General features: G+C 38.5%; 17 protein-coding genes. 2 read left to right on the top strand and 15 right to left on the bottom strand.

Going from position 1 to position 13,148, the window contains the following annotated elements; all coding sequences use genetic code 11:
- Complete coding sequence (gene noc, locus PT287_RS05375; protein ID WP_277133257.1) at positions 1-852, bottom strand: nucleoid occlusion protein; 852 nt, start codon at positions 850-852, stop codon at positions 1-3.
- Between the two features lie 14 nt (positions 853-866).
- On the bottom strand, positions 867-1,589 hold the full coding sequence (gene rsmG, locus PT287_RS05370) for a 16S rRNA (guanine(527)-N(7))-methyltransferase RsmG (protein WP_277133256.1): 723 nt from the start codon (positions 1,587-1,589) through the stop codon (positions 867-869).
- A 158-nt stretch (positions 1,590-1,747) separates the two neighbouring features.
- Between rsmG and PT287_RS05365 the strand changes: the two genes are divergently transcribed.
- Complete coding sequence (locus tag PT287_RS05365; protein ID WP_277133254.1) at positions 1,748-2,284, top strand: CvpA family protein; 537 nt, start codon at positions 1,748-1,750, stop codon at positions 2,282-2,284.
- Positions 2,285-2,340: 56 nt separating this feature from the next.
- Here the strand turns inward: PT287_RS05365 and PT287_RS05360 are convergent, their stop codons facing one another.
- The 13 genes from PT287_RS05360 to yaaA all read right to left on the bottom strand — a co-directional run bounded on the left by PT287_RS05360 (position 2,341) and on the right by yaaA (position 12,397).
- Positions 2,341-3,363: a DUF3324 domain-containing protein gene (locus PT287_RS05360; RefSeq protein ID WP_277133252.1), complete on the bottom strand. Its 1,023-nt coding sequence runs from the start codon at positions 3,361-3,363 to the stop codon at positions 2,341-2,343.
- Between the two features lie 2 nt (positions 3,364-3,365).
- Entirely contained in the window at positions 3,366-3,920 is a 555-nt protein-coding gene (locus tag PT287_RS05355) for a WxL domain-containing protein (RefSeq protein ID WP_277133250.1), read from the bottom strand.
- 239 nt (positions 3,921-4,159) lie between these two features.
- Complete coding sequence (locus PT287_RS05350) at positions 4,160-5,089, bottom strand: FAD:protein FMN transferase (RefSeq protein WP_277133248.1); 930 nt, start codon at positions 5,087-5,089, stop codon at positions 4,160-4,162.
- A gap of 8 nt (positions 5,090-5,097) precedes the next feature.
- Entirely contained in the window at positions 5,098-5,889 is a 792-nt protein-coding gene (locus PT287_RS05345) for a tyrosine-protein phosphatase (protein ID WP_277133246.1), read from the bottom strand.
- 84 nt (positions 5,890-5,973) lie between these two features.
- Positions 5,974-6,522 (bottom strand): NADPH-dependent FMN reductase, encoded by a 549-nt coding sequence (locus PT287_RS05340; protein ID WP_277133244.1) that lies wholly within the window; start codon positions 6,520-6,522, stop codon positions 5,974-5,976.
- 12 nt (positions 6,523-6,534) lie between these two features.
- Positions 6,535-7,074, bottom strand: a complete 540-nt coding sequence (locus tag PT287_RS05335) for an NAD(P)H-dependent oxidoreductase (protein WP_277133243.1) — start codon at positions 7,072-7,074, stop codon at positions 6,535-6,537.
- Between the two features lie 128 nt (positions 7,075-7,202).
- A complete protein-coding gene (locus PT287_RS05330) occupies positions 7,203-7,829 on the bottom strand; it encodes a TetR/AcrR family transcriptional regulator (RefSeq protein WP_277133241.1) in 627 nt (208 codons plus the stop codon).
- Between the two features lie 90 nt (positions 7,830-7,919).
- Positions 7,920-8,150 carry a hypothetical protein gene (locus tag PT287_RS05325; protein ID WP_277133239.1) on the bottom strand — a complete coding sequence of 77 codons (231 nt, stop codon included), beginning with the start codon at positions 8,148-8,150 and terminating at the stop codon, positions 7,920-7,922.
- A gap of 427 nt (positions 8,151-8,577) precedes the next feature.
- Positions 8,578-9,252 carry an ABC transporter ATP-binding protein gene (locus tag PT287_RS05320; RefSeq protein WP_277133238.1) on the bottom strand — a complete coding sequence of 225 codons (675 nt, stop codon included), beginning with the start codon at positions 9,250-9,252 and terminating at the stop codon, positions 8,578-8,580.
- A gap of 1 nt (position 9,253) precedes the next feature.
- Positions 9,254-10,315 carry an ABC transporter permease gene (locus PT287_RS05315; RefSeq protein WP_277133236.1) on the bottom strand — a complete coding sequence of 354 codons (1,062 nt, stop codon included), beginning with the start codon at positions 10,313-10,315 and terminating at the stop codon, positions 9,254-9,256.
- Positions 10,315-10,836 carry a TetR/AcrR family transcriptional regulator gene (locus PT287_RS05310; RefSeq protein WP_277133234.1) on the bottom strand — a complete coding sequence of 174 codons (522 nt, stop codon included), beginning with the start codon at positions 10,834-10,836 and terminating at the stop codon, positions 10,315-10,317. The genes PT287_RS05315 and PT287_RS05310 overlap by 1 nt, the downstream gene beginning before the upstream one ends.
- Before the next feature lie 129 nt (positions 10,837-10,965).
- Positions 10,966-11,568 (bottom strand): histidine phosphatase family protein, encoded by a 603-nt coding sequence (locus tag PT287_RS05305; RefSeq protein ID WP_277133232.1) that lies wholly within the window; start codon positions 11,566-11,568, stop codon positions 10,966-10,968.
- Positions 11,569-11,629: 61 nt separating this feature from the next.
- A complete protein-coding gene (gene yaaA, locus PT287_RS05300; protein WP_277133230.1) occupies positions 11,630-12,397 on the bottom strand; it encodes a peroxide stress protein YaaA in 768 nt (255 codons plus the stop codon).
- 61 nt (positions 12,398-12,458) lie between these two features.
- On the opposite strand from yaaA, the gene PT287_RS05295 reads away from it, so the two are divergent.
- Entirely contained in the window at positions 12,459-13,115 is a 657-nt protein-coding gene (locus tag PT287_RS05295; protein WP_277133228.1) for a hypothetical protein, read from the top strand.
- Positions 13,116-13,148: the final 33 nt, after the last annotated feature.

Raw genomic sequence — 13,148 nt, 5'->3', positions numbered from 1 at the left:
CTATTTTCTCTTCAACTCAATTGTAATCATATAATCATTAGGATCATTATTTTCCTTAACTTTGACCTTAATGCCCGATTCTTTAGCCAACTTAACAGCACGCTTAATCGTATTAATCTGCACTTGCAAATCTTTAGGAATACGGCTGACAGCCCGCTTAGTCTGCTCAGCCTTCTCTTGATCCTTAGCCCGCTTTTGCTTATTGATAAAATAGCCGTCGACATCTTTGACAATCTTTTCAGTATCGTTAACGTTTAGGTTATTAGCTAAAATCTCATCTAAAACGCGGCCTTGATCCTTCTCACTAAGACCAACAAGACACCGGCCGTGGCGCGGTGATATTTGACCACTAGCTAAATAACTTTGCACCTTGGGCGTTAATTTTAACAACCGTAATTTATTAGCAACATACGATTGTGACTTACCGATATTTTTAGCCAAGCTTGTTTGCGTTAAGTTATTTAATTTCATTAAATTATCATAAGCCTGAGCTTCATCAATGGGGTTCAAATCCTCACGCTGCAAATTCTCAATCAAAGCAAAGGAAGCAGCTTGACTATTATCCATGTTGTTCACGATTGCTGGAATGGTCTCCCATGCAAGGTGCTTGGCAGCACGGTACCGCCGCTCGCCAGCAATAATCTCATAATTATCATCACCCTGCTCGCGCACGATAATCGGCTGCAGAAGGCCATCTTTATCAAGAGTTGACGCCAATTCCCGGATCGACTTATCTGAAAACTCGCGCCGCGGTTGGTAAGAATTTGCTTTAATTTTAGTTAATTCGATATCTTTAATTTGTTTATCTTTAGGAATTTCATCATGATGTCGTAAAGAAGAAAAGATTGACATATAGAGTCCCCCTATTAATGAATTGGTTTTCGGTGCGGTGTGCCCGCTTGCCGAGGATATTTCTTAGGTGTTGCCCGCACTTTTTGAACAAGAATAAGCGTACGTTCTTCATTACTTTTGGGCAAAGCTAATTCCTCACCAGCAATTACCTTACCACCTAACACTTTAACTGCCTTTTGGCTGTCCTTCAATTCGTTTTCAGCCTTTGGCCCTTTTAAAGCCACGAAATAGCCATTTGCTTTAACCAGCGGCAGGCAATATTCACTTAATACCGCCATATTAGCAACCGCTCTCGCCGTCACGATGTCAAATTGTTCGCGATACAATTTATTTTGCCCGACATCTTCAGCGCGACCATGGACTAAGGTTACACCCTCTAAATCCAGCTTGCTAACTAAATCTTGCAAAAAGGTTAGCCTTTTTCCTAGCGAATCAACAATCGTTACCTGTAATTCCGGCATTAAAATCTTTAACGGAATTGACGGAAAACCGGCTCCAGCACCAACATCACATAAGGAGGCATCCGACTTAAAGACTGAGCTAAAGACAAACAGCGGCGTAATGCTATCGAAAAAATGCTTTAAGTAGACATCTTCTTCTGCAGTAATCCGCGTCAGATTAACGTGCTCATTCGCCGTCACTAAGTTAGTAAAATAAAGTTTAAATTGTTTGATTTGCTTTTCACTTAATTCAAAATTATGTTTTGATAATTCTTGGACAAATTGTTCAGGATTCATTTTTCACCCGTGAAACCTTGTTTCACATTCTATAAATTTAACGCCAAAAATAACTTATTGTAAAGCCATTACATCTCTTTAATTATGAAGTATTTTTAGGCAATCGTCAAAGTCTAAATATGCAAAATAAGCTATAATATACGACAAAGGAGATAAACATGATCGTTACTTTAATCGTTTTAGCCTATTTGGCTCTAAAAACCTACAAGGGCTACCAAACAGGCTTTACCAAATTAATAATTAATTTGATTTTTGCTGCAATTGTTTTTATCGTTGCAATTTTATTTCAAAATCCGCTGGGAAACTGGCTTTATGGCCAGATTACCGGACAAAATATGCAAACCACTTTAACGCCGAGTACAAATTTAATTTTGTTTCGCTTTATTGCTTTCTTTATTTTACTATTTGTTGGCAAAATGGTAGTCAAAATTTTCAAGGGTTGGGTACCAAGTAAAAATCCTCACGCCACTAACTTTGGCAGTATTTTAGACGGTGTGCTGGGTGCAATCGTATCCTTTGTAGCCAGCTACTTTTTCGTCTATATTATTTTGTCGATGCTTAACGCGCTGCAAAATCCGTGGTTCATCCAACAAACACTCGATTCATCATTTTTACGGTTTATTATTTATAACACACCAGGATTATCTAACGGCGTGTTTAACAGCATCTTCAGTATTAGCCGGACAACTGCTTAAAATTTTAACAATATAAAAAGGACAAGACGGTTTTACGCTTTGTCCTTTTGTCTTATTTAATTTTTACTATGACGTTTACCTAAATAATACATGCCGCTGAGCATAAGGAGTATCACAATCACTGCTGCACCAATCGCTAACCACAACCAGAGTTTATGGTTTTTTGGCGAATGATCCTTTTGACTAGCAGCCTGCGCTAATTTAGCATCAATCTCAACTTTTTGCTTAAATTGCCAATGCCGAGTTCCCGACTGTGCTGTTACTAGTAGGTCATAAGTACCACTAGACAACTTTTTATTAAGTAAAACATGATTGTCAAAATAGCTTAATGGCGCCATTGCCAGATTTTTCTTAGTTTGCACAAACACTGACTTCTTAGTCCGTGGATCCACAACTTTAGTTGTGACATCCAGCTGACCAAACATTGTCGGTGTCTCATTTGCTAGCCGGACAATAATAAAGGGATTACTCCGATCCACTTTTGTCATGACCTTAGGCATCGCTAACTTAGTATGCACCACCTGCTTACTTTCACGCAAAATTAGCGGAATCACATAAGAATAAACATTGCGATACCCCATCACTGCCTTTTGTCCTGCAGCTTTTTTATCTTTTTGCGGCTTAGTAATTTGCGACACATAAAAGCCGCCAGCTAAAACACCCTTGAAAGCTTTTCGTGGAACTTTAACAACATAGGTTTTACTGACTTGAGCATGCGCAGCCAGCCTAACGCGGCGCGGCCCACTTGTCATTTGCCCAAAATTATTTTGGCCAAAATATCGTTTGCCCGGGTTAGCCAGATTATACTGCACTAAGCCGTTATCACCAGTGACAGCTTGATTGGGTGACACATTAACTGTCTGCACTTTGGCACTATTATTAACAAAAACGAGTTTAACACGAAGATTTTGTTTCGGCTTGACTTGGCGTTCAATGTAAGAAGAATTACTGCCGGCAACCCTAACGGAAAAGCTTTCCGCTGCGTTTACTGTTTGTCTACCTCCAATTAAACTAAACAAAAACAGGGCTGCTGCAATAGAGATAAAGCCAAGTCGCTTACGCTCACTAGTAAAATTCATGATTATTCAGCAGAATTAGCTGTATCTTTAGGTGTACCACTTAATGTCCAAGTAATTGTACCCGTGTAATCACCAGCAAAAACTTGGTTATCTTGTTGAAGCGCGATTGAAGTATTGGCAGCGGTTAACGGAGTTGTAATTGTACCTTCCTTATCACCGCTAGCAACTTCAACGCCATTAGTACCATCAATGACCGATGTAGCTTTACCATTAATTGTTAAACTGGAAGCCTTTAAAACATGACCATTGGCATCTGTTAACTTTGTTGGTACAGCAGATAAAGTCCAGTTAGTATCAGTACCTAGACCGCGGTTATCGGCAGTTTCAATAGAGCCATCTGCAGCGATATTAGCAGTTGTCTCGCCGTTAGCAATTGCTTCAACTGAAGAACTAAAGTTAAAGTCTGATACATTACCTAGTGTCAGTGTACCTGCTTGAACAGCAACTTTAGTAGCACTATCTTTAGTTGGATTTTCAGCAGCTTTAACTACACCAGTTGATACACCGAGACTAGCTATTAATGTCATTGCGGCCGTTAAAATTACACTTTTCTTCATAAGTTTCCCTTTCTTACTTATAAAATTCGATTAAATAAAATTTCTGCATGCAGCATTTACAAGTTTACTGACTAATAACTATTTTTAGCAAGTTTAATGCTTACTTTTTAAAAGTATATTGTTGATTCAGGGGCATTAAACATGAAAGGCAAAAGCAATTGCTAAAAACCAATTACTCTTAGAACTATACAAAAATAGCTATTACGCAATCAATAAAAATTGTGTAATAGCTACTTAAATTAATTATTAAAATTGTCATACTCGACGTGTTCATCATTATAAACAAAAATTGCACCAACACGATCGGGATCATCATGCCAGCCCTTAATTGGATGCCCAGCAAAAAATAGTCGCTTACATTCAATTTCAGCTTCAACTGAATCCTTGGTAAAGGTAGTCACCCCAGCCAAATCAGTTTCTACTGGATAACCAGTCCGCGGGTCAATTAAGTGGTGATACTTATGCCCATCAACAACTAAGTAGCGCTCATACGTCCCACTAGTAACTGCCGAACATTTAGGTACCATTACCGAAGTAATATTTTTACCACGCTTTTCTTTCGGGTCTTGAACACCCACTGACCACTGGCCGCTAATCCGTTTAGGCGAATCACCAACCAGCAGAATATTGCCGCCAAGGTTAATAATCCCAGCATTGACGCCATAAGCATGCCAGAAGTCCCGAATCCTGTCAGCAATCCAGCCCTTGGCAATCCCACCAAGGTCAAGTTCCATTCCTTCTTTAGTTAAAAAGACAGATTGATTATTATCGTCAAGTTCAACGTTAAACGGGTCGATTAATTTCATTTTTTCTTTAATTTGGGCATCAGTTGGCACGTGCGCACCCTTAAACCCAATTGCCCACAGCTTAACTACTGGCCCAATCAATGCGTTAAAGCCAAAGTTAGCTCGGCTTTCTTTTACAGCTAATTTAATCAAGCTGTAAGTACCGCTCGATACTTGTACCGGGTGCTTCCCAGCAGCGTGGTTAACACTCATTACCTCAGATTGATCGCGGTTAACCGTCAACAAGTCCTCATAATGATCGATTAAGTCAAAAGACTTATTAATGATGTCCTGATCTTGCGTGCCAAAAATCTGTAACGTAATTGACGTCCCTAAGGCGTGATGCTGACCAACTGCTTGTTCTAATGCTAAATCATCAATCATTGCTATACCTACTTTTCCAAATATTTATTTCTAATATCATCTTGAACTTGCGCTGTAATTCCTACTGCTTGTTCAAGGTAAGCGTCTAAACCGCCATATACTTCATTAATTGTAATCAAGCTAGTATCCAAGAACGCATCGCTGACTGAACCCAAAACACGCATGTTAGCGCGAAACTTATCGTTTTCACCACGCTGTTTAAACCGGCGATCACGGACAGCACGATACTCATTTAACATGTAATTTGAATATAAATAATCTTGCCGAATTGTTTCAGGGTCAACTCCTAAAATATGCAAAATGAGCAGTGTCACTAAGCCGGTCCTATCCTTGCCTTCTGAACAATGATACAAAATTGCGCCTTGATCTTGACTAGCAATCAATTGCAAAATTTGATGAAAACTATCTTGACTACTCTTATTTAAAATGTGTTTACGATAACGCGCGCACATCATTTTTAATCCTGCATACTGATCCTGACGATACTTGGCCTTGTTTTCTTCAATCTGGCTGCCACCACCGGAAGTATTGTCTTCAATTCCTAGTGGCAACTGATAATGTTCAACGCCAGCGAGTGTTTTATCAGGATTAATTTCACATTCTGCCGGAGAACGCAAATCAATAATTTTTTTCAGACCATAATCAAGCAAAAACTGTTGGTCTTGTACCGTAACTTTACTAATATTGCCAGTTCTAAGCAAACGATGCTTTTTTATTTTGCGATTTTCAAAGCCGCGATAACCGCCTAAATCTCGGGGATTGCGAACAGATAACACTGGTAAAACTACAGGCTCAGACATGTAAATACACTTTCTAGCATAAAAATAACCGGATAGTACTCCTATCCGGTTATTTTACTCTATGCCAGGCATTCTAGCAAAACTTTATTTAGTTGCTTGCTTAACAAAATTGAAGAAGTTATCCATCATACCATCTAATGATTTAATAGTAGCTTCATCAGTTAATTCGCCAGTTTCTTTATTAAACTTACTTGCGACACCGCCGATTAAGACTTCGTTACCTGGCAAAACATTAGCACTCATATCTGGTGAAAGTAAAATTTCACGCATATCTTCTTGAGCGCGACCAGAACCTTGGCTACCGTATGAAGCACCAGCAATAGCAACTGGCTTGTTCTTCATAACGTTAGGACCAGCATGTGAACCCAACCATTCCAAAGCACTCTTTAATGGTGCAGGAATAGTATGGTCATATTCTGGAGTGGTAATTACAATACCATCAGCAGCTTTAATGTCTTCAATCCAAGCTTTAATTGTGTCATCAGCCATTTGCGTTCTGCAGAAAGGTGTTAACTTATCGATTTCTTTTACTTCGATATCAGCCTTGTCAGCGTAACGCTTAGCGATAAATTGTGCTAAAAAGCGGTTATATGAAAAATCTGCGTTTGTACCAACGATTGATAAAATTTTCATTCTTGGTCCTCCTTACTTAGTAACTTGTGCGTACCATTCGTCAACTTCGTCAAAGAATTGACCTAAGAATTTAACGGTACCCTCATCAGTCAGGTCACCGTTATCATCAAATTGACTAGGACCGTTGCCCATCATGAATTCATCACCAGCAAAAACATTTGCACCAAAGCCAGGAGCCATTAACAAGCTTCTTAAGCGACTTTGTGAACGTGAAGCACCTTGTGGCATTGGTGAAGTTGATACCATAACAACTGGCTTGTTCTTAAATGGGTGAGAAGTGCTTGATAACCATTCAAGAGCACTACTCAAAGCACTTGTTACTGAGTGTTGTTGTTCAGGTGAACCAATCAATACTAAATCAGCAGCTTCAATTTCTTTACTTAAAGCAGTAACTGATTCGGGAGCATCTTCACCCTCTTTAAACATTGGTAACCCCTTAACTGTTGCCAGTTTAAAATCATATCTGTCGGCGAAGTGCTTAGAGATAAACTTAAGCAAAGCTTCATTAAACGAATTATTGGCATTTGAGCCAGATAATGCAAGGATTTTCATAAAAACCCACCTTTCAAAAAACTAATTTCTACAGATTATTATAACCTATATATGATTTTTTGAACATAACTCTGCTTTCATGTTTTTACACAAATTAAATAAACACTCTAGCTTCACACTTAATAATCTTACTCATCGATAGCATTTTTTTGCTTTTTATAATCTCTCACATCAAACAGCGGTATCTCCTTGTTCTTACTGAGCCAATCATTTAAAATTGCGTCATTAATTTGCGCTGTCAACACGTTAATAATCTGTGTTTCCGAAAAAGTAGCAATCTCATTAATAATTAGTGAAGCAATACCGATTGTAGTAATCCAATTTGCCACAACAATATTCATGATTTTTTCTTCACTATAATCAGTATCTTCATATTGCTCATTAAACTTCTGGATACCAAAATCAATTAACGTATTAGAAATACGCTTGCTGCCTAACTTACCATCCACAAACATTGCTCGAAACAGATTTTCGTGTTCTTTTGCATAATCAATATAAGATAAATCCATGTCAATTAAGGGCTTACCTGTATATTCTTTTTGCAAAACATTACCTTTTAAATTCTTCGCAATTTTATCTAAAACTTCATCCCGAAGCTCATCCATACTGCTAAATTCAAGATATAGGGGTTGCGTCGAAAAATGTCCTTCTTTAGCAATATTACGTGCAGTCAGACATTCGACACCATCTCTCATCACCATTTTATAAGCAACGTTTAAAATTTTGTCTCTACCTATTTCTTTTTTTCTCGCCATTCGGTTTTTCCTTAACTAACTTTCGTAATTGTACATTCGAATGCTTGCGATCTGCTGGTCAATTAATTAGTACCGCTAATCAATTATCAACTAGTTATTATTGTTATTACTTTCCAAAAATTGATCGTAGGATGATGAAACCATCTCACTAACTTCGGACTTACTTAATCCTTGAGAAGCACAAAAGGAAAAGAACGCTGCCGATAAAATATAACCGCGCTCACGATCATCTGTTAGATCATCCGAAAACTTAATATTGATACTTTGATTTTGATAATCCGTTGCTAACACAATTGATTTATCTGTTGGTACTTCGTTCATTTCTTACCTCATTAAAAATTAGCTGCCTATCTACTTAAATATAATTACTAATATCTAGCTAAACAAATACACAATTACATAACGCTTTGATACATATCCAATTACAAATCACTTGTTATTTTATAACTATTAAATGTTCAATCTTTTCAATAGCAACAGCGCTTTCAGCGTTAGCCTTAAAATGCCGTTTAAAGCCATTTTGTTTTTTTATCATATTAAAAATAACAAAGCAATTATCTAACACCTAGAATAGTAAATTTGAAAGCCCTTTGTCAAGAGGAAATCGCTTTCTAAAAGATAAATAAAAGGCCAAATTATTAATAGCCACTTTATTAAATATCTTCATTTTTTTCGCAAAAAAATACACAATCCTTTATTAATTAAAGCATTGTGTACTTCTGCTAAACATTAAAATAGTAGCTATTTTTTATTTTGTTTGCGTCATTTTGCCATCCATCATCTCGTAAATATGATCGGCATATTGTTCCAAACGTGGATCATGAGTTACTAATAAGACGGCTTTAGCATAATTTTTCGCTAAGTTTTTAAATAATTGACCAACCTCATCAACATTCTTACTGTCTAAAGATGCCGTTGGCTCATCTGCCAGCAAGATTTCTGGATTAGCATATAGAGCCCGTGCAATTGCAGCCCGCTGCTGCTGACCGCCAGATAATTCTCCGGGATACTTATTAACTAAAGCAGTAATGCCTAACTGGTCTAATAATTTAGTTAAGGTCGCGTGATCAATGTTGCCCTGCTTTTTTACCCGGTCAACTAATTCAAATTGTTCCTTAACTGTTAAAAACGGCACTAAGTTATAGGCTTGCAAGACAAAGCCAATTTGATTAAGCCGCAAGTGGTTGCTCTGCTTAGTTGTCAAATGGGCAATGTCTTTGCCATCAATTAAAACTTGACCAGACGTTGGCTTCTGCAGTGAACCAGCGATGGTTAAGAAGGTACTTTTACCAGCGCCAGATGGCCCCATGATGAGGACCACTTCACCTTTATTAGCCGTAAAATTGATATTTTTAAGTGCTTTAACTTCGGCAGCACCCTTACCATAAATTTTTTGGACGTTTTTTAATTCAATGACTGCCATCTTATTCACCTATTGCCTTTGCTGGATCTACTTTCAAAATTGATCTAATTGGAATTAAGCTGCCGATAATTCCCGTTAACAGCATGCCACCAGCACCACTCAGCATAATTACCGGAGTAAAACTCATCGGTACAGCAGCTGGCAAGGCTTTAGCAGTCAAAATCATTGCTAACAGGCCAATTATTACCCCAACAACAACCAGAATAATTGCTTGACTAACTGTTGCTCTAACTAAAGTGCCACTAGGAATCCCTTGTGCACGCATAACCGCGAAGTTGTGCATCTTTTGCATCGTTAGAATATACATAAAGACAGCAATAATAATTAGAGAAATCACAAACAGAAAGCCAATCATTAATTCAAAAGTCATATTTTGAGCAGTATAACCCGGCAATTTATTAATAAATGTTTTAATCGGATACGTCTTGCTCTGAGCATGATGATACTTATAATTGGCATTACGTGAAATAATTGCTGACGCCTGCATCTCAGGCATCCCCTGGCGAAGCAATTTCCAAGCACTGAGCGAGCCATAAACAATCGGCGCGATATTGATTTTGGCATTCTTAGCAAAACCGACTATCGTATATTTTTGTTTAGAGCCGTTTAGTTCCAGCTTGTCACCAAGCTTGTAGCCCTTAATCTTAAAGGTTTGGTCGGCAACTACTTCCTTTTTGGTTTTAGCTTTACGACCGGCAATTATCTCTTGGGCATCATAGATAAACTGTGACTTTTTAAGGCCAATAAATTGTGCGGAAATCTGTGGCCGCTTTTTATTTTTAGCGACCACCGCTGTTTGCCCAACCAGTGCCTCGTCCTTACCAATCGTAGCTTTTTTCAAGTCGGACTTGGTCAAGACCGACTGGTTCATACTGACATTGGCATTTTTATTCAAGACCACTGATTGCGCATTCCATGACTTCAATGCCTGCGTATTTTCACTGGCTAAACCAATTGATAATGACGATAAAATAAAAATCAGATAACTAATTAAAAAAATCATCAACACAATTAGGCCGTAACGCAATTTTTCTCGTTTAATTTCTTTAAATGCTAAAAACATTAATTTGACCTCTTTTGTAATAGTTCTAAACTCGCCTTAAAGCGAAGTAAAATCTCGTCTTTTTGACTTGGATTTGTGAGCACAGCCCGGATTGACGCGTGGCTCAAGACCATCGCGCTCCAGTTTTGCGGACTTAACTCTGCTTGACTGGCACTTTGACCAGGCTTAGCTAATAAACTTTCGTTATACAAGATATGCATTTTAATTAAAGGTGCATACTTACTAGCGTGCGTTTTTTCAACAAAGTTGACCACATTTAGATAAAAAATCTGTGGTTCAAACTCATGTGTAACCTTAATATCGGCGTGGATTTCTTGCATTGCCACACCATATAAATAGCTATAAGCATCAAGTAAATCCGTAAAATACTTATAAAAGGCCCCACGCGCAATCTGCGCTTCTTTAACAATTCTTGCCACCTGCGCCTTTTGGAGCGGATAATGACTAAACTCGTTCAGTAGAGCCTGCGTGATGAGGTCCCTCTTTACCTGCGGCAAGTTAATAAAAGTTGCCTTGACCATTCTGTTACCACCCTTTTCTATTGCATTGGTGACACCGTGTCACTTTTGTAAAATAATATCATTAGCTAACTTGTATAGTCAAATATTATGCCAACAAAAAAAGATTCACGAGGAATCTTTCATCATTTATTAAAGCGCTAACACTTGATTATAATAGTTAATTCGCGGCGTATGATCGCGGTACGAAATTTTTGCTAAAGCACAATTCTTCATCGTGTCAAAATAGTTAAAATCACCATTAGTAAAGTAATGGGCAAACATCATCCGGATTAACGTACCATGACAAACCACCAAAACTTTTTTACCAGCATAATTTTGGGTAATATCATCTAAGAATTGCCCGCAACGCTCATTTAACTCTTCGTTGCTCTCGCCATGTGGAGCGTACTTAATGTAGTTTGCATTTGCCTTGCCCCAAGGATCAATCGCATCAGGATATTTTTGGCCTAACTCAGATAACAGCTGACCATCCCACTCGCCAAAGTTAAACTCAACCAACCGGTTATCAATCTTAATTTCTTTTTGCCCTTTAGTAAAAATCCGCGCCGTTTCCAATGCTCTTTTCATTGGACTGGAAAACACAACATCAAAACTTGACGGGTCAAAATTGGCGGCAGCCTTTTCGGCATAGGCGCGACCAGCCTCATTTAAATCGTGATCAAAAAGCGACCCCTGAATACAACCCATTTTATTTAAATCAGTTTGACCATGACGAACAAAAACAATTTCCATACTTAAACCTCACTTTTTCAATAGGTATATTTTACTATTAGTTGGAACAGTTGACACATTTTTATCGTCTTTTAAAGTCAAACTCCGTGCGAAAGATATAGGTATCAGCAGTGCTTTCTTCGGGCATAAATTGAAAGCCAAAATCATTAAAATTCTGTAATTCTTCGGGCTTAGTCAGCTGATTTTCCGCAATGAAGCGCGTCATTTCTCCTCGCGCCATTTTGGCATGCACGCCAACAGTCTTCCATTGCCCATTCTTGCACTCCTGGAAATCAATATTAATCATGCGCCGCTTGGCTGATAAATACGGGCTGATATTCTTAGAATATTCCTTGGACGCCAAGTTAATTAGAACCGATTCGTCATTAAATAAATTATCCGCAATTGTTGAACCCCAGAAGCGATATAAATTTGGCTCTTTAAAGCCAGTAACCTTGTTCTTCATCTCCAAGCGATACGGCCAGACGCCGTCAAACGGACGTAAAACGCCATATAGGCCAGACAAAATCCGCACCTTGTCCTGTAAGTAATCAAGCGCTGGTGCAGTAAACAAATCTGCCGCCATATATTGGTACTGAATGCCGGAATAAGAAATAACTGCCGGAGTTAAATTGCTGGTCTGCGTTAAGTCAAATTGAGCAAGCTGGCTCTGACCTTCCTTAGCTGTTCGCTCACTTGCCTGCCAAATAGCCTTCAACTGCGCTAAATCACAGCTTTTTAAATAATCTGCTAATTGCTCAGCTTGCGGTAAGAACTGCGGCGTTGACCTTACCTTAAAGGCTTCATAGTCAACTTTCATCTTCATTGCTGGGGAAATAATAATTTTCATTTTTCGTATTTTCCTCCTTTTAGAGTTAAACTTAATATTATTATATCTAAGGAGAGATCTGATGAATCCTGATTTTGCAATTGTCTTAAATTTTAAACTATCTGACACTAAAAAAGCCAATGCCGACTTACTAGTTAAAACTGCCCGGGATATTGGCGCCCGCGCTGTCTCAACTAATGGTGACCAGACTGCCTTTCAAGCTGCCTGCACTAAGTACACCATTGCTTTAGTTAACGAACCTGCCGGGCAAAGCTATACCCCAGATAACGTAATTGATAAAATGGTGACACAACGTAAAGCTGGTAAAGCAACAATTATTGATTTACCGGTAGATGAAAACGGCGAATTAACCGACGAAAGTCAACAATTGTTAGCGCCAATCAATGACTGGATGCACATGTTTGGCCATGCTTTTAATGAAGGCGAGCCTTGCAATCTTGCTGCCGACGGCGAGAGTTTTGTCCTGCAAAACCGCCACATGCATTATCAAAAATATATTTTCGTTAAAAAGCCGCTCCCTGCTACAATTACCGTTACTGGCTTAATTCATGAAACTAATCGGGTTGAATGGATTGAAAAGCGCGTTGATTTAAAGTTCACCTATGAAGATAATAAGCTGGAAATCGAAGTAGCTGAACCAGTTGACGTCTTCCCGTGGCAAGTCTTACGTATTCAAGAACACCGTCCAGAAGATGATATTCTTGAAACTAAATTCTAAATAACCGAAAAATTCCACATTTGTGACTCGCAA

The sequence above is a fragment of the Lactobacillus sp. ESL0679 genome (genome assembly GCF_029433515.1).
Taxonomy (GTDB): Bacteria; Bacillota; Bacilli; order Lactobacillales; family Lactobacillaceae; genus Lactobacillus.
Note: the sequence above shows the minus strand (reverse complement) of the source record. Positions and strands in the feature narration are given on the sequence as shown.